Genomic DNA, 23,120 nt, shown 5'->3' with positions numbered 1-23,120 from the left:
AGGGGAGGGATTGCATATGGCTGAAAACACGCCCATCGGCGAAAGGGAGAACCGGCAGGCTTACTGGCGCGCCAATTTAAGGCTGCTGGCGGTTCTGCTGACCATCTGGTTCGTTGTGTCCTTCGGGTTCGGTATTTTGCTGGAAGATTGGCTCAACCAGTTTCACTTGTTCGGATTCAAGCTTGGATTCTGGTTTGCCCAGCAGGGATCCATTTTCACTTTTGTTGTCCTGATTTTCGTCTATGCCTTCCGCATGCGGACGCTGGACCGACAGTTCGGCGTGGGGGACTAGGGCCATGGACGCACAAAACTTGACTTACCTGTTCGTTGGCGTCTCATTCGCGCTTTATATCGGCATCGCCATCTGGTCGCGGGTAGCCAATACCAGTGAATTTTATGTGGCCGGCACGGGTGTGCACCCTGTGCTGAACGGCATGGCCACAGCCGCCGACTGGATGAGCGCGGCCTCGTTCATTTCCATGGCCGGGCTGATTGCCTTCCTCGGCTATGACGGCAGCGTCTACCTGATGGGCTGGACCGGCGGCTATGTACTGCTGGCACTTCTGCTGGCGCCGTATCTTCGGAAATACGGCAAGTTCACCGTGCCCGAATTTATCGGTGACCGCTATTATTCCGACGCCGCGCGGCTGGTGGCGGTGCTGTGCCTGATTTTCATCAGCTTCACCTATGTCGCGGGCCAGATGCGCGGTGTGGGCATTGTGTTCTCGCGCTTCCTCGAGGTGGAAGTGGACCTGGGCGTGATCATCGGCATGGCCATCGTATTCATGTATGCGGTGCTGGGCGGCATGAAGGGCATCACCTATACGCAGGTGGCGCAATATTGCGTGATGATTTTTGCTTATACGGTACCGGCTATCTTCATTTCCCTGCTGATCACCGGCAACCCGGTGCCGCAGTTGGGGCTGGGGGCAGAGGTGGCTGACGGCTCTGGCCTGACGGTCCTCGAGAAGCTGGATGGCGCGCTCATCGAGCTTGGCTTTACCGCCTATACCGACGGCACCAAATCCACCATTGATGTGTTCGCCATCACGGCGGCGCTGATGGTGGGTACAGCGGGCCTGCCGCACGTGCTGGTGCGCTTCTTCACCGTGCCGAAGGCATCTGACGCCCGCATTTCCGCCGGGTGGGCGCTGGTGTTTATCGCCATTCTCTATACCACGGCGCCAGCGGTGGGCGCATTTGCGCGGCTGAACTTCATTTCAGAGGTCAACGAGACGGAATACACAGAGACGCCGCAGTGGTTCAAAAACTGGGAAGACCTGGGCCTGATTGCCTGGCAGGACAAGAACGGTGACGGCGCGGTGCAGTACCGCCCCGGGGCCCCGTTCGACGGCAAACCGGCGTTCGATGGTGACAAGCGTGGCGAGCACGGCGAACGCCTGCTGGTGAACCCTACCACCGACACCGCCAATGAGGTGTATGTGGACCGGGATATCATGGTGCTGGCGAACCCTGAAATTGCCAAACTGCCGGGCTGGGTGATCGCACTTGTGGCTGCGGGCGGTCTCGCGGCGGCGCTTTCGACCGCAGCCGGGCTCTTGCTCGTCATCTCCACAGCCGTCAGTCATGACCTTCTGAAGAAAACTTTGATGAAACATATTTCCGACCAGCAGGAACTTCGGGCGGCACGCATTGCTGCGGCGGTAGCCATCGGTGTCGCTGGGCTCTTGGGAATTTACCCCGTGGCCTTTGTGGCGCAAGTGGTGGCCTTTGCCTTCGGCCTTGCCGCGGCCAGCCTGTTCCCGGCCATCCTGATGGGAATTTTCTCCAAGAAAATGAACAAGGAAGGCGCGATGGCAGGGATGCTGACAGGCCTTGTCTTTACCTTCGGCTATATCGTCTATTTCAAGTTCATTTCGCCAGAGTTGAACACGGCAGAGCATTGGCTGTTTGGTATATCGCCAGAGGGCATTGGCATGGTGGGCATGATGCTCAATTTCGCCGTCGCCTTTACGGTGGACCAGTTCACACCGGCACCGCCTGAAGATATCCAGCATCTGGTGGAAGATATCCGCGTGCCCATTGGGGCTGCGGGCGCCCAGGACCATTAGCAGGTCGTGCAGAAACGAGAAAAGGCGGGGATGTCCCCGCCTTTTTTTGTGCGTTCCTGCAGGTGTCTTGTCCCTCAGGCCGCCATGGTTACCGTGTGGCTGCCGGCCCGGGTAACCAGCGTCGGGCCCTTGGTCACGCTATAGTCGTGGCTCAATACCGTTGACACATAATGCCAGGTTGAAGACATACTCTCGGGTGTGATGTCCAGCTCGAGCCAGCCGCGGTCCTTGCTGTTGAAGTAGGTCAGCTCGGGGCTGGCCTTCATGGTTTCCTCGCGCACGCGCTCCGGGTCTGCCGGGATATAGGCTTCCATGCCGGGGGAACTGACGCTTGGCGTCGCGAACTCGACCGCGATATTGTCGCCGTCTTTATCCGTTAACTCGAAGCACCAGGCATTGTGGGTGTCGCCAGAGAGAAACACAGCATTGTTGGCATTGTCCCTGATGGATGCATAAACCCGGTCGCGGCAGGCGGGATAACCGTCCCAGAAATCCAGATTGAGCGGCATGCCCATGGACCCTAACATGCGGATGGCATCGAAGCGTTCGCGGCTGATGAATTTCGAATTATCGAAATCAATATCCTCATCCGTCAGCATCGGGATACCGACACGGCCGATCAACAGTTGCTGGCCCAAAATCTGCCACGGCACGCCTGCGGCGCTGGAACGCTGGAATTCTTCCACCAGCCAGGTTTCCTGCTCCGTGCCCAGGATGGTGCGGTCTTCCGCGCCCAGAATATCATGGCGGAATTTTTCCACGTCAGGCAGGTAACTGAATCCCTTGGGCAGGTTTTTCGGGTCTACTGCTTTTACTTCAGCATAGTCGGTCATGGGCACCGGCTTCTCGCCGCGCATGTCGAACGGCACCGGGATGTGTTTAACTGCAGCTTCCGGCAGCGCCTTCAGGGCTTGTGCGTCCAATACTGCCTTGGGGTTGTCCTCATCAGAAAAATCGAATGGGATGGTAGTCATCGGCAGGTCGGCGGCATAATCCAGCTGCTTGTCGCGACCGCACAGGCGGGTATCCAACATGATCAGGCTCGCGAGCCCGCCAATGTCGAACGTGCGGTTGATCTTGTCCAGCCCATGGCCGTTTTCGCGGATCGGCAGCCATTCATGATACGCCTGCACGGCGGCTGCCTTGCGGTCCTCGAACGAGCCTTCGCCTTCATTATGGTTTTCCGCGCCGCCTTTCCAGGTGTTGTTGGCGATCTCATGGTCGTCCCACACGCAGATGAAAGGATGGGCGGCGTGGGCCGCCTGCAGGTCGGGGTCAGCGCGGTAGAGCGCATACCGTGTGCGGTAATCGTCAATGGCGACCAGTTCGTGCTTGGGCCTCACCGTCCGCCCGTGTGCAACCGCCGCGTCGTTGGAATAAACGCCATCGGCATATTCATAGATATAGTCGCCCAGGTGCAGGATCATATCCACGTCGCGCCCGGCCAGCTCCTTGTAGACATTGAAGAAACCCTGCGGGTAATTAGAGCAGGAGATCACGGCCATGCGGGCGTGCAGCGCGCCGTGGCCGGGCAGGGTGCGCGTGCGGCCAGTGGGGCTGGTGTTTCCTTCTGCCAGGAAGCGGTAAAAATAGCGCGTATCGGCTTTCAGGCCCTGGGCATCAACCTTGACCGTGAAGTCTTTCTTCGGGCCGGTGCGGGTCTGTCCCTGGCTGACGATATTGGTGAAGCCGGCGTCTGTAGCGACCTGATAATCCACAGCAATATTGCTGGCGATGCCCGCCTTGGGTACTACCCGCGTCCACAGGATTACCCGGTCTTCAAGCGGGTCGCCGCTGGCAACGCCATGCGTGAAACCCATTTCGGCTTGCGCGCTGGCCACGGTTCCCCGTGCTGCCGCCAGGCCGATCCCTGCGCCAATGCCGCCCAGAAAATGGCGTCTGTTGACCGCTGCTTTTTTAAGAAATGTCATAAATAATCTCCCCTCCCCACTGAAATTGGGGCTTTCATCCTGAGAAATACAACCGCCTCCCGCGGTATCAAGTTCCCGGATCGTTGTTTTAGCAATACATTTGTGGTGCTATTTTGACAATATTGTTAATGACGCCCAAGTGCCTGAAATAAGAGAAAAATACTCATGCTTCATGAGGGTTTTTAATTGTCGCATTCCAGCTGATTTTATTTTACGGTTTCCTAACGTATCTGTGCGATATAGGGGGCGGATAAGGAATTCCATGGCTTAGGTCACGGAAATTAAAGACTTTTTTATGAGCAAAGTACCGGGAAGATTTCTGGGATATGCCTTTTGTGTGGGCGATGTGTTGCTTGAGCTGGATCTTGAGTTCAACATCCAAAACGCCGATGGGGCCATCAAGAACACGCTGGGCGCTGCGGTGGGCGGCGGCAAGACCAATTTCCTCAACCTGCTGACAGACAAGGGCCGCGGCATTATCGAAAGTGCGGCCAAGATGCTGACGGGTGCCAACCGGTTAGGGCCCTTCACAGTTTCCATCGGCAAGGAAGACGGCAAGAAGGAAGACTTCGCCGTTTTCATCGCCAAGCTGCCAACTGCAAATGACAGAATTTATGCTGTTCTTTCAAAGCCCTATAGGGTTGGTGTCAGCAAAAGCAAGCAAGCGCCGGTTAAGGTAGAAGACAAGAAGCAGCAGTTTTTTGAGCGCCTCGAAGGGCTGTTTGAAGGCAACCCGGACGCTGCGGAAAACATGCTGGTGACGGTGCTGGAAGCCAGCAGCGGGCAGGGCATCGACCCGGACAAACAGAAAGTGATCGAGGAGTATCTGAAGTCATTCTCTGTTGGCGGATCACACGCCACCATGCTGGCGGATGATAAATTCGCTGTCGTCCACGACAAAACCAACGAGAAAGCGCAGAAGGTTGATTTCGCGGCGCAGCTGAAGAAGGCCACCGGGGTTGAACTGACGTCGGCCACCATTGATGCTGCAGAATCTAACCTGAGCGAGGAAGACAACCTGAAAGCACTTGTGTTCAGCCTGCAAAGTTTCGCGCGCGACACTAGCGGCGGTGCGGTGGCAGACATCAAAAAGAATTGCTCGACCCTGATCGGGGAGACCACTGAGCGGGTGAAGGCCTTCCGCAAGGTGCTTGAAGACGGGGCTTTCTCGCTGGTGTTCCAGCCGATCGTGCATTTGAAGAAAAACACAATCCATCATTTCGAGGCCCTGACCCGGTTCGAACTGCCGCCGATGATCAAGAGCCAGTGGGAGATGATCCGTTTCGCGGAAGACGTCGGGCTGATTGACGAATTTGATTATGCTGTGGTGACGCGCGCCATCCGCAAGATCAGGGAGCTTCTGAAAAAAGGCGGCGCACCCGGCATTGCCGTGAACCTGTCTGGCCGGTCGCTTTCCAGTTCCGAATTCATGCTGGAGCTGGTTTCGCTTCTGCGCGGCAACAAGGACCTGAAGCAATATCTGTCGCTCGAGATTACCGAGTCCGCCAAGATCCACGACCTGGACGCGCTTGGTGCTTGCGTTCGGGAAATGCGGGATATTGGTTTCAAGGTCTATCTGGACGATTTTGGGGCGGGTGCGGCCGGCTTCCAGTATCTGAAGAAGCTCAGGGTTGATGCGCTGAAGATCGACGGAGACTATATCCGCGATGCCATCCATAACAAGGAAGACCGGGCCTATCTGCGGTCCATGGTCATGCTGTGTCGCGACCTGGGGATTGTAACGGTGGGTGAATGGGTGGAAACAGAAGAACACGCCAAGCTGTTGCGAGAGATGGGCGTGGATTATGGCCAGGGCTATTTCTTCGGAAAACCCAGCCCCAATTTCCTGACCGAACCCATGAAGGCGGGCTAGCCCTTACCGTTTGGGAGGCTCCAGGATCGCTTTGTTCGCGTGGATCACCAGCTTGGTGATTTGCCTTGGGGTCAGTTCCATTTCCCGGATGCACCAGCGCTTGAGGGTCAGGATCGCCACATCATAGGCAATTTCCTGCCTGACAACACGGGCTTCTTCCGGCAGGTCTGCCAGCAGTTCATCATAGTATTCGTAGGCCCGGCCGAGGCCGATCAGCTCAAAATCCTTGATCGCCTGCCTCAGGTCCCAATCAGGCTGGGTAATGGCCTGGCACAGGAACAGGATATAGTGTTTGCCGCCGATTTCCTCTTCTGCCAGTTCCGCCAAAGGCAGGATCAGAACTTCCAGTACCTCATCAAGCGTCGGGTTGCCGGTCCAGTCCTTCATCAGGTTCAGACGCTTTTCGTCGATCTGGCGCGTGCGCTCGCTGATGGTGGCGCGCATCAGGCCTTCCTTGGAGCCAAAATGATACTGAAGCGCAGACTGGTTGCGTTGTCCGGCTTCTTGCAGTATCTCTCTTGTCGAAACGGACGCGAGGCCCTTTTCGGCGATCAGCCGCTCAGCCGCGCTGATGAGCGCAGCCCTCGTGGCATCGGCACGTTTTGCTTTACCGTCTTGTTGCCGGTTCACCCTGGTCTCCCGCAATTGCTTGTTCCCCATCATTTTGATTAATGAAAACCATTAATGCGTGCAAGCGAATTATTTGAACGCTTGTTGGAAAAATATGCCACTTGATTGGTGCGCACGATCCTCAGCGGACCACCAGCGGGATGGCTTTCGTGTCCAGGTCGAAAGACCCGAAGAAGGCCAGAACATCAAGCTTGCTGCCGTCCAACTGGATATCGCCGTCCATCAGGCCGCCCGCGAAGCCTACTTCGCCCCGGATCATCCGGTCATAGGTGGTGCGGTCCAGCGTCAGCGTGGCGTTGGGTTCGCCCTTCAGGCCTTCATGCACGACCAGAATCTGGTTCCGAAGCTCCAGCGTGAAGGCTTCATCCCGGTCCGGGAACACAAAGCTGACGGTCAGCGCCTTGCCTGCGGCTTCTTCGGGCACCAACTTGTAGCGCATCAGGCTCAGCAGCCGATCGCTTGGGATGGCGGAGGCATTGAAGCGTTTCCTGAGGTTCTCCTGGATCGCCACACTATCGATGTCACCATCCAATTCCTTCGCGCCGGTCAGATAGAAGCCGCGCCAATTGGTGTTCAGGGTTTTGTAGCCGATCTGTCGGAAGGCACGGGCCTTCAGCGCCCTTGCCGCCGTGTCGTCGTGATCAATGCGCACCAGATGGGTCAGCAACTCAGACGCCCACTGCGGGTCGCCCTCCGCCATAGCTTTTTCGGCTTCCGCATAGACCCGGTCGCGCCCGCCCATCAGGGCCACGGTGCGGCGTGCGCGCTCTGTTCGCGGCGTCGGGTCAAGGGTTGCGGCGTCGCCATCAAACCAGCTGATATAGCCGGTGAAATAGTTGCGCACACTGTGTTTGACGGTGCCGTAGACCTCCCGCGTCCAGGGGGTGATGGTCAGATGCTCGGGCAGGCGGGGCAGGGCTTCGGCCAGTTCCTCCTGGGTATAGCCCTGGTTGATCAGCCGAACAGCCTGGTCGTGGGTCCACTGGATGGCGTCCCGGTAGGTGCGGAAGATATGCTCGACCTCGTCGCGGCCCTCAACAATCGGACCGTGGCTTGGCACCATTACCTTGGGCTTGTAGGCACGCATATGGTCGATGGCATCGATCCAGGCATTGGCATCGCGTGGCTTGGTGCCGCGAAGGCTGTGCAGGTTCGGGAAGGTGGGGCCCTGAATTTCGTCGCCAGATAGGATCATCTCATAGTCCGGCAAATAGATGCCGATGTGGCTGGCGGCTTCGCCGCCCGTCTGGAACAGTTCCATGCGGATGCCGTCGATGGTCATCTCACGCGTGCCGTCCACAAAAGTGTTGGGTTCCACATAACCCATGGTGCCGGGTTTGATGCGGCCACCAAGGCCGACGTGATAGTTCCGGCCGTCGGTATCGTCATCCAGAAGCGTGCCGTACATATAAAGCGCGCGCATGCCCATGATCTGGATGGTGACGGCATTTTCGTCCTGCATTTCACGCACGAAGTTCGCCGCCGCAATCACGGGCACCTTGCCTGCGCGGGCATCCGCCGGGTCCACGAAGGCGGCCGCCCCGCCCACATGGTCATTGTGGTGATGGGTGTAGATCACGGCCTTGACCGGCTTCCTGGTGCGCTCGCGGATCATCTCAAGCGTCTTTTGGCCGTCTTCGAGCTTCAATGTGGTGTCGACGATGATCAGGCCGGTGCCGCCCTCGATCACTACCGTGTTCGGGATGCCGTTATTGACGTTTGTGTAGAGCCAGACCGGGGCATCTGATGCCTTCTGCACACCTTCTTTGAACATTTTGCCAAATTCGATCAGATAGTCGGGCGCGCTATAGTCGTCTGTGTAGGTGGGTTTGGATTCTGTCTCGTCGCAGCCTGTCAGTATGGCGGCAGACAGGAGCAGTCCAGTCAGCTGTTTTTTCATTTCAAGCGCCCCTCCCAAAGCAAGACTCGAAGTGTTTGACTATATAATGAAGATCATTAATATTCTTGGCAAGCGGCTTGTTCGAAATGCTGTAGGGAGCAGCAGGCAACGCCAGTAAAGGGGAGCAATTTATGTCAATCAGGGCCTGGCTTGTACGCCGGAAAATCAGGGCTGTATTCCGGCCGAAAGAGTTGGAGGCCGCGCCGCAGCAAGCGCGTCTCAAGCATTTTGAAGTGGCGCTGAAGGCCATGGAAAGCAAAATGCCGGGTGCGCCATCGGATGCGACAGTGGAAGCCGTGGATACAGGCACTGTGCGCGGTGAGTGGATCAGCGTGCCGGGTGCACGGGGCGACCGTATCCTGATGTTCAGCCACGGTGGCGGCTATGTCTGGGGTGGGCCAAAGCACTATCGTGACCTGGGCGCACGGCTGTCCAGGGCCATGAAGGCACGGGTGTTCCTGCTGGATTACCGCCTGGCGCCGGCGCATCGCTGCCCGTCAGCTATTGAGGATGCGCTGGCGGCCTATGACTATATCCAGGCTGAAAACCTGGGTGTGCCCATTACCATGGCGGGCGACAGCGCTGGTGGCGGACTGACGCTGGCGACCGCCCATGCCATCCGGGATAGCGAACGCACCATGCCTGTGGCGCTGGCGCTGATTTCCCCCTGGCTGGACGTCACCGGATCTGGCGAGAGTGTGCGCACCAACCGGGACAAGGAAGTCATGCTGGACGCGGACGGCATTCAGATCGCGGGTCAGGTCTATAGCGGGGAACTTTCGCCCGATGACCCGCGGCCGTCGCCGCTGTTTGGGGATCAGGCTGGTTTGCCGCCCACGCTGGTGCAGGTGGGCTCAGAGGAAATCCTGCTCTCTGACAGCACAAGGTTTCATAAGAAGGCCCAGGATGCTGGCTGTAGTGTGCATCTGGACGTCTGGCCGAAGATGCATCATGTTTGGCACATGCAGGCGGGTCTGGTGCCAGAGGGCAAGCGCGCCATCGCCGAGATGGCGGCCTTCTTTGAGCATCATTGGGGGAACTGATCATGGCAAAACTTGAAACCGTCTTCATCACCGGTGCTGCGTCTGGTATCGGGCTTGCCCTTGCTCAGGCACTTGCTGCGCGCGGGGCCACGCTTTATCTGACGGATGTGAATGGGCCGGGGCTTGAGGATGCGGTGGCTGAGCTAACAGCCAGGCAAGTGAATGTCCATTCATGTGTGCTTGACGTGTCCGACCGGGCCAAGTTTGAAGCGGCTGTTGCCGACGCCGAGGCCAAGATGGGTGGTATCGACATCCTCTTCAATAATGCAGGCGTGTCGCTTTCCGACACGGTCGATAAAATGACCTACACAGACCTTGAGTGGGTGATGAACATCAATTTCTATGGTGTGGTTTATGGCACGAAGGCGGCCCTTAAAGGCATGCTGAAGCGCGGGCACGGCCATATCGTCAATATCTCAAGTCTGTTCGGAATTATTGGCATACCCAGCCAGTCGGCCTATTGTGCCGCAAAGCACGCCGTGAAGGGCTTCAATGAAAGCCTGTTCTATGAGCTGCAGGGCACCGGGGTGCTGGTGCATTCCGTGCATCCTGGCGGGGTGGATACCAACATCGTGCGCCACGGCAAGCACCTGCATAATATTGACGGTGATATCGCTGAGGGCGAAACGCAGGAACGTTTTCAGGCACTGGCCATCACCACGCCAGACCAGGCGGCGGCCATCATCCTAGACGGTGTCGAAAAGGGCGACTACCGCATTCTTGTGGGCAAGGACGCCCGCTGGGCCGACCGGCTGTCGCGCTGGATGCCGAACCGGTGGCGCCGCATGTTCATGAAGAAGATGACAGAACGCGCTGGCAAGAGCCCATTTTAATCTACCCCTATAGGGTTGTTTGACTTCGCCGCGTGCCCATCTATCCTTCAGATCAAATCAAAGCATTGATGAGGGAGACGCAACATGCGGCAGCTTTACAAACATTATATTGGTGGTGAGTGGGTCGACCCCGCTGAATTTGCGACACGGGACCTCATCAATCCGGCAACAGCCAAGAAGTCAGGCGAGATGGTGTTGGGCACCGCAGCCGACGTAGACAAGGCCGTGGCTGCGGCGCGTGAGGCGTTTGAGAGTTTCGCATTCACCAGCCGGGAGGAACGGCTGGAACTTCTGAACGCCATCATTGCGGAATACAAGAAACGCATGGCCGAAATGGCTGAGGTGATCACGCTGGAGATGGGCGCGCCCAAGACGCTGGCGGAACGCGCGCACGCGCCCTCAGGCCTTGGGCATCTGATGACCGCCGCCAAGGTGCTGGAAAATTACGAATTTCATGAAGACCGGGGCCCAACCCGCATTGCCAAGGAGCCGATTGGGGTTGTGGGCATGATCACGCCGTGGAACTGGCCGATCAACCAGATTACCTGCAAGGTGGCGCCAGCCATCGCAACGGGCTGCACCATGGTGCTGAAACCCAGCGAAGTGACACCCTATAGCGCCCAGCTGTTCACGGAAATCATGGAAGCCGCAGGCGTGCCCAAGGGTGTCTATAACCTTGTGTACGGCGAAGGCCCAAGCGTGGGCGAGGCCATGTCCGCCCATCCGGGTATCGATATGATGTCCGTGACCGGCTCTACCCGTATGGGGTCAGCCGTGCAGGCAGCCTCAGCACCCACCATCAAGCGCGTGACGCAGGAGTTGGGCGGCAAGTCAGCCAACATCATTCTGGACGATGCCAATCTGGAAGAGGTGGTGGCCCGCGAAACGCTGGCGGCCATGCGCAACACGGGCCAGACCTGTACGCTCCTGAGCCGCATGCTGGTGCCGGCGGACCGCATGGACGAAGCGGCGTCGATTGCCCACCAGGCGGCCTCAAGCGTGGTCACTGGTGATCCCACCAAGGAGGAGACCACCATGGGCCCTATCGCCCACGGCCAGCAGTTTGAAAAAGTCGGCGCCATGATGCAGGAAGCCGTAGACGAGGGCGCACGCCTTGTCGTGGGTGGCCCGGGCCGTCCAGACGGTTGCCCCGAAGGCTTCTTCGTCAAACCAACCGTGTTTGCGGATGTCAAACCTGAGATGACCATCGCGCGCGAGGAAGTATTTGGCCCCGTGCTGGCGATCATGGGCTATGAAACAGAAGATGACGCGGTGCGCATTGCCAACGACAGCATCTACGGCCTGTCGGGCGCGGTGCAGTCCGCCGACCCGGAACGTGCCCGCCGCGTGGCTGCGAAAATGCGCACGGGCATGGTCTATATCAACGGTGCGCCGGGGGATATCTCTGCCCCCTTTGGTGGCTACAAGCAGTCAGGCAATGGCCGCGAGTGGGGCGATCATGCCTTCGCCGATTTCCTGGAGACCAAATCCATCCTGGGCTACAACGCGTAATAGCAACTAGCAGCCTGAGGGTGATGAAGGGGCGCATCTGTGCCCCTTTTTGGTGTCTAACGGTTGCCATGGCGCGATAATCAGGCCAAGTTTAGGGGTAGACGGTCATGCGGCAAGGGAAGCGCGTGGCGGTATGTGGCGGGGGCCTGCTACAACAAAGGCGGTCATGAGACATTTTGTCAGTCATTTTCTGTTCCGGCATTTATTGTTCCGGGGCCTGCTACTCACCTTTATGGTGGCAGTTGCAGCGCGCGGTGACGGGGACCAGCAGAAAGCGCCCATCATGCTGATTGGCGCCCATCTTGAAGGGCGGTTGGATGATGACCCTCAAAGTGGCTACAACCGGTTGATCAGGCGGATCATGCCGATCGACCAATCCCTGGCGGTTTACCAGCGTTATCCGTTGGTGCGGGCGCTTAGGAAATTCGAACAGACGCAGCGGTCCTGTCTTTTTCCAGCGTCGATCAGCGCCTCGGTCGCGCTGACGTCCCTAAAACCAGATGAGCTGTTTGAAAGCGCAATGGTGGATTTCGTCAGTTCTCATATTCTGACGAGAAAAGGGCAGCCCATGATCAACAGCAAAGAGGATGTTTTCGGGCGGACGATCGCTGTCCAGCGCGGTGTGGAATATACAGCCCTGATGGCTGACAGCGACCGCTTCGCCGTCATCCGAACCCCTGATGACAAAACCGCCCTGCGCATGCTGGAAGCCGGGCGGGTGGACGGCATGTATGGTTGGTTTCCGGACGCGTTCATCATTGCTGAGAATACTGGAATCCAGTTACCGGATTTTAACCCAGATTATATATTGTTCGAAACGACAACCCATGTGGTGTGCAAGGCTGGGACCGGCGCCGAACCTTTTGTCGACCACGTCAATATGCGTATCCGGGCGCTGCGCGAGAGCGGGGAGCTGCAAAGGGTTTTAGGGCCGTTTGCCCGTTTAGAAAATAAATAGGGGTAATCATGAAACGAATAAACAGCCTGGCCTTGGGGGTCGCTGTTTCGAGTTCTGCTCTAGTTTCTCTATCCAATCCCGTGGCTGCCGAGACAGCCGTGAATGCGCCAGAAGAAATCACCATCACCGCCCGAAAGCGCAGCGAAAGCCTGAGCGATGTCCCTGCCGCGGTGACCGCACTGGACCGCCAAGCGCTTGACGAACTTGGTGTGGCAGACCTTTCCGACATCAGTGCTTTTGCGCCCAACCTGACCATCGTGGCCGGCAGTGCCCAGTCCAATGCGGCATCCATCTTCATCCGGGGAATTGGCCAGCGTGACAGCCTGCAGACTTTCGAGCAGGGCGTGGGCATGTATGTCGACGGCGTCTATCTTTCCCGCATGCAGGGGTCGATGATGCGTCTGTTTGATGTGGAACGCGTGGAGGTGCTGCGCGGGCCGCAAGGGGCGCTATACGGCAAGAATACCATCGGTGGTGCGGTTAATATTATTACCCGCGATCCCTTTGACGGCGGCGGCAATGCCGAAATTGAATATGGCGCTTATGACCAGAAGACAGCGGCGCTTTATGCTGCTTTCCCGCTGGCGGGCGACACGGCGGCGCTGAGCCTGGCTGCACGCTATTCGAACCGGGACGGCTTTTATAAAGATGCCTTCACCGGCACGGACTATTATGACGATAATGTCTTTTCCGGCAGGCTGAAACTGGCGCTTAAGCCCAGCGACGACGTGCGTCTGACCCTGGCGGCGGACCTCATGGACATTGATGTGGGTCAGTATCTGGGCCGCGCCGAAGACCACCTGTATGTAATCGATCTGGCGCTTGGCCCGACGGTGGTGCGCGAGGCACCCGGGCCGTTTGACGGCGAAACACTGGCGAGCTCCATCGATGCAGAAAATGGCCAGACCAACACGCACTGGGGCCTGTCGCTGACCGCCGAATGGGATCTGTCTGACGTCTATAGCCTGAAGTCCATCACATCCTACCGGCATATGAACCCGGTGCAGTGGCTGGATGCGGATGGCAGCGAGTTTGAGATTGGCGATGTGTGGGCAACCTGGGTGCATGAGCAGGTGAGCCAGGAAGTGCAACTGAGCATCACCCGGGAAAAATGGGACGCCATATTGGGCGCTTTTTACATGACGGAGAAAAGTGTGGCCGTACAGGAGACATTCCTGAACGGATATATTCTTGTCGGTGGCGCCCAGATCGGCTTTTCCCAGCCGGGCCATGACACACAGCATGTCGACAACATGGCCCTGTTCGGGCATGCAAATATCGAGCTGAGCAACGTGTGGACGGTTTCCCTGGGCGCGCGTTGGTCGCGTGACGAGAAGGATTTTGAGCGGGTCAGCGAAACCATGACGGGCGGCGTGATCACAAATGTTTTCGAATTTGAGGGCAGTGGCGCCTGGGACGCCTTCACCCCAAGCGTGACAGTGGATTATCGGTTGACGGAAGATAGCCACCTGTACGCGCGTATTGCCCGCGGTTTCCGGTCCGGTGGCTTTAACGGGCGGATGTTTTCTGCGGCAGACTCTGAGCCCTTCAAGCCCGAATATGTCTGGTCCTATGAAGTGGGCTTTAAGGGGCGCACCATGGACGGGGTGCTGTCTTATGGGCTGACCGGCTTCTATAACGACTACACAGATTATCAGGCGCGGGTGGCCGTCGCGATCGACAGCAGCGATCAGAGCGCCGGGTTCAATTTCCCGACCATCAATGCCGCCAAGCTGGAGATGTATGGCGCGGAGGCAGAGCTGCGGGCCAATCTGGACGTCTGGAGCTTGTGGGGCAATATCGGGCTATTAGGCGCCAGCTATAAGGAATTTCGTGACGACCAGCGCGACCGAACCGGCCAGGAGCCGATCCGCACACCCGACGTGACCTTGAGCGCGGGGGCTGTGTACCATCTGGCGCTTGGAACCGGAGGTAGCGTGGATATCGGCGCTGACGTCAGATATGTCTCAGACTATTACACCAGTGTGGACAATTCGAATCTTCTCTATGAGGACGGCTATTGGCTTGTGGGGGCCAATGCCCGCTGGGTTGATGCCGCAGATAAATGGTCGGTGCGGGCTGGCGTGAAAAACCTTTTCGACACGATCTATCAGGTGGATGCATTCGAATTTCGCACCCTTGGCAACGTTCAGACAGGCTTCTATGGTGAACCTCGAACCTGGTATGTCGCTCTTGGGCGCGTTTTTTGAACGGAGCTGAATTGAAGAACTCCCTAGGTATTTTGTGTGTCATTATTGGTTTCCTGGGCGGGCAGGCAGAGGCGGAAGCGTCTGAAGGTGTGCCCCTTGTGGTGGCCGGGTTCCTGAAGGAAGGGCGGTTTGAAAAGGACGGCACCGGGCACTATGCCGACCTGGTGCGGGCATTGCTCGCGGAAACGCAGGTGCCGACACAGCTGGTGACCATGCCGGTCAAGCGCATGCTGAAGCAGTATGAGGAGGGCGAGGTGCACTGTATGGTGCCGGTCTCGTTCGCTGCGGTGAAAATGAATTTTCCCAGCACGGAACGCGCGGCTGTCGTGGAAAGTGTAGCCATCGATTATATCACCGCTCATATCGTGACAAAGCCAGGCACGCCTGCCGTTACTGATGTCACAGAGCTCAAGGGCAAGAGGCTGGCCGCCTGGGTCGGTGTGCCGCTGGAGCTGTTCCTGCCAAACCTTGATGCCAAAGTTTTGCGGGTGGAATCAGAAGAAAGCGGTATTCGCCTTCTGATGTCCGGCCGGGTGGATGCCATCTGGAGCTGGGTGCCCGATGCTTTCATCCTGTTCGACAGAATGGGACACGGCACGCCCAGCCTTGCGATCGACAAACCGCTTTTCAGTTCGACCGCCCATGTGTTGTGCCACAGGTCAGCCCAATCTGAGGCCCTGATCGCGGATATTGATGCAAGCATTCTCGCTATGCGTGCTGACGGGCGCCTGAAGGAAATCTTTGGGCCGTATGTGCGCATTGTTGGTGTGGATGTGCCGGTGGATATCGGCCAGTAACCGAGGTTTCCGTGAATGGAAAAAGAAAGGCGCCACCCCGAAGGATGACGCCTTTTTGTTTGGCTATGTTGTCAGCTTACATTTTGAAGCTGATCTGACCGTAGAAGTAGCGGCCAGGCGTTGCGTGCACAGTACCGTCGAAGTTGTTCAGGTCACACGTGGAGCAGAACGGTGGGTCCTGGTCCAGGAGGTTCTGAATGCCGAGGGTAATGGCTGTTTCGCCGTCGAACCACTCTGGGCGGTAGGTAACCGCCAGGTCAGTGTAGAGGGTGCTGCCCAGCGTGTTGCCGTCCGCACCGTTCGAGCAATATTGCGTGAAGCCGAAGTCGCCGATCAGGCCACCACATGCTTCTTCAACACTGTCGAGGTACCGGAAGGTCGCGCCCACAGTCCACTGGTCTTTAGTCCAGTCAAGGAACACGGAAGACTTGAACTTGATGTAGGCACGCTCAGGCGAACCAAGCTCGGTGCCGGCACGATCAATTACGTCGAGGCCGCCCGTGGCGTTTGGAACAGACTCTTCGAAGTTGAACAGGTGGCTGTTCACCCACTTGAAGCGCAACTGACCCCAGTCAGCCGGGATGGTTTCAGCGCTGATCGACCAGTCGAAGCCATTGGTGTCAATGCCTGCGATGTTGGTCAGCACGCCCGCGATCCGGGTTACCTGGCCGTTTGACGTACGGGTTACTGCGTTACAGAACACGTCAGCCAGCGTTTCAACACAGCCCTGGAGAACTTCAGACGCGTTTGGCGCCTGGATCACGTTTTCCATTGCGATGTCATAATAGTTGGCTTCAATGGTGATGCCCTGCAGACCCATGCTGTCAGCAAGACCAGCCGGGCTGAAGGTGAAGCCAGCCGTCCAGGTTTTTGCTGTTTCAGGTGTCAGGTTCGGGTTACCGCCTGTGGTCACGCTGATTTGCGGGTTGATCTGAACCAGATCAGCCGGTACGCCAAGCGCCGAACAGTTCGGGTGCTGGGCTGTGCCGCCGCCAGTGCTACAAGGGTCGGTGATCGTGCTGTCGAAGCGCGAACCCGTGTTGTAGAGCTCACCGATGTTTGGTGCACGGAAGCCTTCAGACCAGTTACCGCGGAAGGTCAGGTCATCATTAACCTGCCAAACGGCACCAACCTTGAACACTGTGTTGCTGCCCGACGTATTATAGTCGGAAGACCGGAAAGCGCCGCTCAGGGCAACGTTCTTCGCAAAGTCTTTGTCAGCGATCAGCGGTACGTTCACCTCGCCGTAGAATTCCTTCACGTGGATGTAACCAGCGGTCGGGCTTGCAGGTACGCCTGCAGTCTCGCCGGAGGATACAACATTGTCAGGAATGAACCGGCCGGTTTCTTCACGGTAGTTCCAGCCCAGGGCCACGCCAAGCGGGCCAGCAGGCAGGTCTACAACTTCACCCGCGATGTTGGCTGAGATATCCAGAAGCTTCTGGCGGCTCTCATCTTTTTGCGTGAAGGTGATATAGTCGAGCATGGCTTGAGTGATGGTACCATTGCCGTCCGGGCCCTGACCACCGAAGATGTTCAGAGGCACACAGCCTGGAAGGGCGGCACAGGCATCCGGGTCACCCAGTGCTTCGTTGATCTTGCGAGCATTGAAGGCACCGTTCTTGACCTGATTGGCCTGGCTTTGCGACCAGGTTGCGTTGATGTCCCAGTACCAGGTGCGATCACCGGTGCTGAAGTCACCGTCCAGTGTAGAGGACACGTACCAGGTATCAACATTCTGGGTGAAGACACGTGGGCCTGCCTCGATCGGACGACGGCCACCAAAGGCGAACGTCTCACTGTTCAATTCAATACCGAATGGGTTGAACGGATGGTCTTCTGGAACCACCACATTGTCCATCCAGTAACCTGCACCGGCATCGGCGCCGAAGAACAGAGGCTCAGGTGCGGCCTGGCTGACACTGCGGCGGTTGTTGTAGGCCGCGGAAGTGCGCAGCGTGATGGTGTCGGTTACGTCATACTCTGCCTTGGCAAAGATATTCACACGTTCGCTTGGCGTCATCACCTTGTTGTAAGGCGAATAGTTGAAGCGGTCCTGCAGTGTGAAGGCGTGATAGTCCGAGTTCGGGCCTGTTGGATCGGTTGGGTCAAAGTTTGGCACAACGCCTGCGCCGTCGTTTGGCGTGATCGAACCGAAATCGTTGTTGAACACGAAGCGGCCTTGCGGTGTACCGGAAGACGCACCGAGGTTTTCAAACGGCAGGGCGAAAGCGGTCAGCTCACGGTCGGCGGCTTCAACGCTGCCCTGTTTGGTGTAGCTTACGTCCATCAGGACACGGGTACGGTCAGTCGATGCGCCCCAGGAAACATCATATTCCTGGCTTTCGCCGTCGCCTTCGTCGAACTGGCCATAATAGGCGCTTGCGCGGAAGCCTTCATAGTCGGTGCGGGTCTTGATGTTAACCACGCCCGCAATGGCGTCGGAACCATAAATGGTTGATGCGCCGTCCTGCAGGACTTCGATCGACTGGATGATGCCGGTTGGGATGGTGTTCAGGTCAACTGCGCCTGAAACACCCGATGCGGATGAGCCGCGGATCCAGCGCTTGCCGTCAACAAGCACGAGCACGCGCTTGGAGCCCAGATAGCGCAGGTCGATCTGCGATGCACCAGCCCCGATACCGGAACCGTCTGGCGGGAAGCCAAGGTTACCGGACGAGTTGTTGGTGCGGTTGATGGCAGAGCCGGCAATTGGCAGGCGCTGCAGGAAGTCTGCAACAGACAGCTGGCCGGACGCATCTATGTCCGCAGCTGAAAGCACCTGCACCGGGTTTGTCGCCTCAAGCGGGTTCTGGCGGATGCGCGAACCTGTAACAACAACTTCTTCGAATTCCTCCAGTGCCGTGTCCTGGGCGAATGTAGGTGTACCAAATGTTACGGCGACAGCAGCACAGCCGGCAAGCAGCTGGAGCTTTCGCATAGTGGCAAGTGAGTGTGTCATTGCCTCATCTCCCTTATTTGTTCCTCTCTTAGAACCGGGGACGGCAACGTAAGCAGGCCTGACGCAGGCCTGGCGATCTATGTTTCCTCCCCGGGTATGAGGCCGATATTTTTTTCTGATTTCGACCTCATGAATGCAGTAAAACCGATGGTGGTGCCGGGAGGGTAATGAAAAGTCAAAAATATAGGTATCTGGTGAAACTATATTACCATTGTGTGACTAAAAAGACGCAGCAATCCTGACCTATTAGGCAGCAATTGCAACATCTTGGCCCGCATGTAGGCTGGCTGGACTTTTATTTTGGTTTTGGTGGAACCAAAGTTTAACTGCATTTGCAATTGTTTGAGGTAGCAATGCTGCCTTGGTGCTGCAACTATGGGTTAGGCTAAAGCTGCGGGCCGCGCAGTTTCTCATGGAAATGCTTGCGGCACAGGGCGATGTAACGGTCGTTACCGCCGATCTCGATGGAGGCACCTTCCCGTACGGCATCGCCTTTTTCATCCACCCGCATATTCATCGTGGCTTTGGCGCCACATTTGCAGATGGTCTTCAGCTCGTGAAGCTCGTCCGCGATGGCCAGAAGCCACTGGCTGCCTTCAAACAGGTTGGCCTGGAAATCGGTGCGCAGGCCATAGCACAGCACCGGGATGCCCAGTCTGTCGGCCACGCTTGCCAGCTGGAAGACCTGCCCTTTGTTCAGAAACTGGGCTTCGTCCACAAGCACGCAGTGCAGAGGCGTTTCATTCAGTTGGTTAGTAATCTTGACAAATAGGTCAAGATTCGTGTCGAATATGTGCGCGTCTTCTTTCAGGCCGAGCCGCGAGGCGATGACGCTTTCGCCGAAACGGTCGTCAATGGCCGCGGTGAACAGCATGGTGTTCATACCGCGTTCCCGGTAGTTGAAGCTGCTTTGCAGAAGGGTTGTGGATTTGCCCGCGTTCATCGCGGAATAATAAAAATACAGCTTGGCCATGGCCTGACTACCTTAACGCTCGGGTGCCCTATGTTCTTTGGTCCCGGATTGGGATAAAGTTTTGGCGAGCCTATTAAGTAGTTCATGTTTGGGCAAGCTTTTGGGGAGGAAAAAATGCGGGACGGTAAAATATCGCTGATTAGACAAGCGGTTCGCGCCATGTTGGGCGGCCTGGTGGCATCCTTGCTGGTGGTTGCGACGACGCCCGCAAGCGCACAGGGCGATGACCAGCGCGCGGTCAAGGCGCGTATGGCCGGGTCAGCCCTTTCCTGGGCGGCGGAAAATGGCCGCCTCAGGCAGTTTATGGAAGCATTCCCCAAGGGCGGCGATATTCACAGCCACCTGCGCGGCGCCATCTATGCCGAAAGCTGGCTTGAGTGGGCAGCGGCAGACGGCCTGTGCGCGGACATGAGCGTGCCGGCGCTTCGGTTCAAGGTGAAAGACAGTTGTGCGGCCTCCGGCTGGTTGACGGCGGGAGAAGCGCAAGCGAATGAGGATCACCGCCGGGAGCTTATCAATTCGCTGTCGAACCGGTCCTATGTGCCGACGCTCAACTGGTCTGGTCACAATGACTTTTTCGCCACCTTTGCCCGAATCAGTGCGTCTCCCAAACGGCTGGGGGACCAACTGGCGAACGTAGCAGCGCGGGCAGGGCGGCAAAATATCCTGTATCTGGAGTTGATGGAGACCATCATCCTGCCGGAACTGTTCCCACTGCTATCGGGCACCCAGCTTTCAGGCGATCTGGCGGCGGATTACCAGACGCTGATGTCCGGCCCGTTCGGCCAGGCCATGCCTACACTGGTGGCGTCCGCCCGCACCCAGATCGCGGCGGCGCGGGCGCGCAAGGACCAGCTGCTCCGGTGTGGCACCGCGAATGCGGACGCCGGCTGCGGCGTGAAAATCCGGTTCCTGCATCAGGTGATCCGCGAGTTTGAGCCCGCCATGGTTTACGGCCAGATGATTCTGGGCTGGGCCCTGATGAAGGACGAACCCATGATGCTGGGCATGAACCTGGTGGCGCCCGAGGATGGCCGTGTGGCGCTCAGGGACTATAGGCTGCACATGCGCATGATTGACCATCTTTATACCAACCTGGGGCCCAGGAATGTGGCGCTGCATGCGGGTGAATTGACGATGGGCCTGGTGCGCCCCAAGCAGTTGACCTTCCACATCCGTGACGCGATTGAAGTTGGCCACGCCAAGCGCATTGGCCACGGCATCGCCGTGGGGTACGAACGGGATTCCGAAGGGCTGCTGAAAAAGATGGCCGAAGAGGGCATCATGGTTGAGATCAACCTGACCTCGAACGACACGATTTTGGGCGTCAAGGGCAAGGACCATCCGCTGGTACTGTACCGCGACATGCTGGTGCCCTATGCGCTGTCGACTGACGACGAGGGCGTTTCACGCATTGATCTGACGCATGAATATATGCGGCTCTATACTGAACATCGCGTGCCCTATTTCGAGCTTCGGCACAGCGCTCGAAACTCGCTGACCTACAGTTTCCTGCCGGGCGATAGCCTTTGGGAATCCGAGGCCTGCAAAAAAGATGTGGAAACGGGCGCACAAGCCGGGGCAGAATGCGCGGCGTTTTTAGAGACAAGTGAAAAAGCGAAGCTGCAGTGGGAACTGGAGGAACGGCTTCGCGTTTTCGAAGATGAGCGGCGCATCCCGGAGCGGAAGCGGACCTCATTCAAATAAGCCCCCATGAAGGGGAAAGGCCCATCCGGGCAGTAATGTGTATTTTAGAAGGGAAGTGTGGGGGCTATGGCTGAAACCAACAAGATGCTGGCGGGTGTTGCGGCACCGGCGTCGCAGCTGGCGGCTGATACGAACGCCGGTGTAGCGTTTTTCCTTGATGTTGTCGTGAATATGTTCGTGCTGGCGGGCGTTCTGATGGGCGCGTTTGGCTATCCGGCGGAATATATGTTCGGCAAGATCATCCCGGGCGCCATCACCGGTATCATGATCGGTAACCTGGCCTTTTTCTGGCTGACGAAAAAGACCCGCGAAGCCACGGGCAATGACGCGCTCACCAGCATTCCGCTGGGGCTCGACCTGCCGTCCGTGTTCGGCATGTGTTTCTTCATCATCGGCCCGACATACGCGGCCAATGTGGACACGCTTGGGGTGGACGGCGCGGCTGACAAGGCCTGGGTGCTGGGCATGGCCTGTACTTTCTGGATGGCCGTGATCAAATTCTGCCTGTCTTTCTTTGGCCGTGCGATGCAGCAGCAGCTGCCGCAGATGGCGCTTGTGGGTGCCATGGCTGGTATCGCCACCGTCTGGCTGGGCGCCGAAGCCCTGTTCGGCGTGTTTGCGCTGCCGGAAGTGGGCATCGTGTCGCTGGTGATCATGGGCTTTGCGTTGATCGCAGGCCACCGCCTGCCATTCAATATGCCCGGTGCGATCATCGCCATCGTGGCGGGCACCGTCCTCTATTATATCCTTGCGTTTGGCGGTGCCGGTGACGGCTATATTGTTCGGGAAATGCCTGAACTTGTGCCGGCCCTTCCTGCGCCCACGCTTGGTGGTGCGCTGGCCATGTTCGGTAACGTAACCAACTATCTGGGCATCATCTTCCCGTTCGCGCTGTTGATTGCCGCAAGTGCTGTGAATGTGACAGCGGGCGCCCGCATCGCGGGCGACGAGTTCGACGCGGGCAAGGTGGTGCGCCTTGATGCCGCGGCCACGGCCGTCAGTGCGCTTTTCGGCGGCGTGGTGCAAACCACACCATATTTTGGCCATGCCACATACAAGCGCATGGGCGCGCGCACGGGCTACGCTTTGGGGGCCGCGGGTGTGATCACGGTGGGCGGCTTCCTGGGCGTGATTGCCCTGGCGTCGCAGATGATCCCTGAGGCGGTGTTGAAGCCGATCCTTGTGGTGGTGGCGTGTGATATCCTGCGGCTAGCATTCTCTGGCGGCGACGTGCGGCACGCACCTGCGCTTCTGTTTGCGACTGTGCCGGCGATCCTGAATTATGCCCACACAAAGGTTGATGCTCTCTATCAAATGGTGAAAGGCGGGGCGGCGCAGGCCATCTCCACGGACTGGATGGCAGGCTATTTCATGTTGGGCGCTATGTCACGTGGCTACATCCTCACCAGTTTGCTTTGGGGCGCACTGATTGTCTGGATCATCGACCGGAAGATGATTCGAGCAGCGGGAGCAGCCCTGGCGGCGGCAATATTCACCGAGTTTGGAATCATTCACTCCGTGTCAGACAAGTCCGAAATGTATCTTCCTTGGGCTTTACCAGATTTGGGAGGTGCCGAGTTCCTGGTGCACCGGTTGGCTGTCGGTTACGTGATCGCCGCATTCATGCTATATCTGGCGGGCTTCATTAAAAATAAGCCGACGTCATGAAAAAGAAATCTTGACCCTAGGGTCAAGATTCGGCTTAAAGAGCACAGAATA

The 23,120-nt window shown here is 57.7% G+C and carries 16 protein-coding genes; 11 read left to right on the top strand and 5 right to left on the bottom strand.

All coding sequences use genetic code 11. The features are described from left to right. Positions 1 to 16 precede the first annotated feature (16 nt). Together B3Z17_RS15500 and B3Z17_RS15495 are read left to right on the top strand one after the other, a co-directional pair. The gene (locus tag B3Z17_RS15500) at positions 17 to 292 is read left to right on the top strand and encodes a DUF4212 domain-containing protein (RefSeq protein WP_286830706.1); all 276 of its coding nucleotides are present in this window, start codon (positions 17 to 19) and stop codon (positions 290 to 292) included. A 4-nt stretch (positions 293 to 296) separates the two neighbouring features. After that, positions 297 to 2,072, top strand: coding sequence for a sodium:solute symporter family protein (locus B3Z17_RS15495; RefSeq protein WP_286830705.1), 1,776 nt, complete (start codon positions 297 to 299; stop codon positions 2,070 to 2,072). Between the two features lie 74 nt (positions 2,073 to 2,146). On the opposite strand, the gene B3Z17_RS15490 is transcribed toward B3Z17_RS15495, so the two are convergent. Then, complete coding sequence (locus B3Z17_RS15490; RefSeq protein WP_286830704.1) at positions 2,147 to 4,003, bottom strand: alkaline phosphatase D family protein; 1,857 nt, start codon at positions 4,001 to 4,003, stop codon at positions 2,147 to 2,149. A 295-nt stretch (positions 4,004 to 4,298) separates the two neighbouring features. Here B3Z17_RS15490 and B3Z17_RS15485 point away from each other — a divergent pair, with 295 nt between their 5' ends. Further along, positions 4,299 to 5,876, top strand: coding sequence for an EAL domain-containing protein (locus tag B3Z17_RS15485; protein ID WP_286830703.1), 1,578 nt, complete (start codon positions 4,299 to 4,301; stop codon positions 5,874 to 5,876). Between the two features lie 3 nt (positions 5,877 to 5,879). Here the strand turns inward: B3Z17_RS15485 and B3Z17_RS15480 are convergent, their stop codons facing one another. Next, on the bottom strand, positions 5,880 to 6,506 hold the full coding sequence (locus B3Z17_RS15480; protein WP_160328642.1) for a TetR/AcrR family transcriptional regulator: 627 nt from the start codon (positions 6,504 to 6,506) through the stop codon (positions 5,880 to 5,882). Between the two features lie 121 nt (positions 6,507 to 6,627). Continuing rightward, complete coding sequence (locus B3Z17_RS15475; RefSeq protein WP_286830702.1) at positions 6,628 to 8,406, bottom strand: alkyl sulfatase dimerization domain-containing protein; 1,779 nt, start codon at positions 8,404 to 8,406, stop codon at positions 6,628 to 6,630. Positions 8,407 to 8,537: 131 nt separating this feature from the next. Here B3Z17_RS15475 and B3Z17_RS15470 point away from each other — a divergent pair, with 131 nt between their 5' ends. The 6 genes from B3Z17_RS15470 (at position 8,538) to B3Z17_RS15445 (ending at position 15,759) form a co-directional block, all read left to right on the top strand. Then, positions 8,538 to 9,449: an alpha/beta hydrolase gene (locus tag B3Z17_RS15470; RefSeq protein WP_286830701.1), complete on the top strand. Its 912-nt coding sequence runs from the start codon at positions 8,538 to 8,540 to the stop codon at positions 9,447 to 9,449. Positions 9,450 to 9,451: 2 nt separating this feature from the next. Further along, the gene (locus B3Z17_RS15465) at positions 9,452 to 10,282 is read left to right on the top strand and encodes an SDR family NAD(P)-dependent oxidoreductase (protein WP_286830700.1); all 831 of its coding nucleotides are present in this window, start codon (positions 9,452 to 9,454) and stop codon (positions 10,280 to 10,282) included. An 84-nt stretch (positions 10,283 to 10,366) separates the two neighbouring features. After that, on the top strand, positions 10,367 to 11,794 hold the full coding sequence (locus B3Z17_RS15460) for an aldehyde dehydrogenase family protein (protein WP_286830699.1): 1,428 nt from the start codon (positions 10,367 to 10,369) through the stop codon (positions 11,792 to 11,794). Between the two features lie 283 nt (positions 11,795 to 12,077). After that, complete coding sequence (locus B3Z17_RS15455; protein ID WP_286830698.1) at positions 12,078 to 12,752, top strand: substrate-binding periplasmic protein; 675 nt, start codon at positions 12,078 to 12,080, stop codon at positions 12,750 to 12,752. Positions 12,753 to 12,760: 8 nt separating this feature from the next. Next, positions 12,761 to 14,962: a TonB-dependent receptor gene (locus B3Z17_RS15450; RefSeq protein WP_286830697.1), complete on the top strand. Its 2,202-nt coding sequence runs from the start codon at positions 12,761 to 12,763 to the stop codon at positions 14,960 to 14,962. A gap of 11 nt (positions 14,963 to 14,973) precedes the next feature. Next, positions 14,974 to 15,759 carry a substrate-binding periplasmic protein gene (locus tag B3Z17_RS15445; RefSeq protein WP_286830696.1) on the top strand — a complete coding sequence of 262 codons (786 nt, stop codon included), beginning with the start codon at positions 14,974 to 14,976 and terminating at the stop codon, positions 15,757 to 15,759. A 76-nt stretch (positions 15,760 to 15,835) separates the two neighbouring features. On the opposite strand, the gene B3Z17_RS15440 is transcribed toward B3Z17_RS15445, so the two are convergent. Further along, complete coding sequence (locus B3Z17_RS15440) at positions 15,836 to 18,721, bottom strand: TonB-dependent receptor domain-containing protein (RefSeq protein WP_286830695.1); 2,886 nt, start codon at positions 18,719 to 18,721, stop codon at positions 15,836 to 15,838. 385 nt (positions 18,722 to 19,106) lie between these two features. Next, positions 19,107 to 19,694, bottom strand: a complete 588-nt coding sequence (locus B3Z17_RS15435) for a thymidine kinase (RefSeq protein ID WP_286830694.1) — start codon at positions 19,692 to 19,694, stop codon at positions 19,107 to 19,109. 114 nt (positions 19,695 to 19,808) lie between these two features. Between B3Z17_RS15435 and B3Z17_RS15430 the strand changes: the two genes are divergently transcribed. Together B3Z17_RS15430 and B3Z17_RS15425 are read left to right on the top strand one after the other, a co-directional pair. Beyond that, positions 19,809 to 21,401, top strand: coding sequence for a hypothetical protein (locus B3Z17_RS15430; RefSeq protein ID WP_286830693.1), 1,593 nt, complete (start codon positions 19,809 to 19,811; stop codon positions 21,399 to 21,401). A gap of 66 nt (positions 21,402 to 21,467) precedes the next feature. Further along, positions 21,468 to 23,069 (top strand): hypothetical protein, encoded by a 1,602-nt coding sequence (locus B3Z17_RS15425; RefSeq protein WP_286830692.1) that lies wholly within the window; start codon positions 21,468 to 21,470, stop codon positions 23,067 to 23,069. Positions 23,070 to 23,120: the final 51 nt, after the last annotated feature.

The organism is Kordiimonas sp. UBA4487 (assembly GCF_002389025.1).
GTDB classification, from domain to species: domain Bacteria; phylum Pseudomonadota; class Alphaproteobacteria; order Sphingomonadales; family Kordiimonadaceae; genus Kordiimonas; species Kordiimonas lacus.
The sequence above is the reverse complement of the archived record's forward strand: the minus strand, read 5'-3'. Positions and strand labels throughout refer to the sequence as shown.

Bases quoted from the DNA above. Each gene is read 5' to 3' on its own strand.
- B3Z17_RS15485 (WP_286830703.1), top strand. From the start codon at position 4,299: ATGAGCAAAGTACCGGGAAGATTTCTGGGATATGCCTTTTGTGTGGGC.
- B3Z17_RS15450 (WP_286830697.1), top strand. From the start codon at position 12,761: ATGAAACGAATAAACAGCCTGGCCTTGGGGGTCGCTGTTTCGAGTTCT.
- B3Z17_RS15500 (WP_286830706.1), top strand. From the start codon at position 17: ATGGCTGAAAACACGCCCATCGGCGAAAGGGAGAACCGGCAGGCTTAC.
- B3Z17_RS15470 (WP_286830701.1), top strand. From the start codon at position 8,538: ATGTCAATCAGGGCCTGGCTTGTACGCCGGAAAATCAGGGCTGTATTC.
- B3Z17_RS15460 (WP_286830699.1), top strand. From the start codon at position 10,367: ATGCGGCAGCTTTACAAACATTATATTGGTGGTGAGTGGGTCGACCCC.
- B3Z17_RS15490 (WP_286830704.1), bottom strand. From the start codon at position 4,003: ATGACATTTCTTAAAAAAGCAGCGGTCAACAGACGCCATTTTCTGGGC.
- B3Z17_RS15475 (WP_286830702.1), bottom strand. From the start codon at position 8,406: ATGAAAAAACAGCTGACTGGACTGCTCCTGTCTGCCGCCATACTGACA.
- B3Z17_RS15430 (WP_286830693.1), top strand. From the start codon at position 19,809: ATGCGGGACGGTAAAATATCGCTGATTAGACAAGCGGTTCGCGCCATG.
- B3Z17_RS15425 (WP_286830692.1), top strand. From the start codon at position 21,468: ATGGCTGAAACCAACAAGATGCTGGCGGGTGTTGCGGCACCGGCGTCG.
- B3Z17_RS15495 (WP_286830705.1), top strand. From the start codon at position 297: ATGGACGCACAAAACTTGACTTACCTGTTCGTTGGCGTCTCATTCGCG.
- B3Z17_RS15465 (WP_286830700.1), top strand. From the start codon at position 9,452: ATGGCAAAACTTGAAACCGTCTTCATCACCGGTGCTGCGTCTGGTATC.
- B3Z17_RS15455 (WP_286830698.1), top strand. From the start codon at position 12,078: ATGCTGATTGGCGCCCATCTTGAAGGGCGGTTGGATGATGACCCTCAA.
- B3Z17_RS15440 (WP_286830695.1), bottom strand. From the start codon at position 18,721: ATGACACACTCACTTGCCACTATGCGAAAGCTCCAGCTGCTTGCCGGC.
- B3Z17_RS15435 (WP_286830694.1), bottom strand. From the start codon at position 19,694: ATGGCCAAGCTGTATTTTTATTATTCCGCGATGAACGCGGGCAAATCC.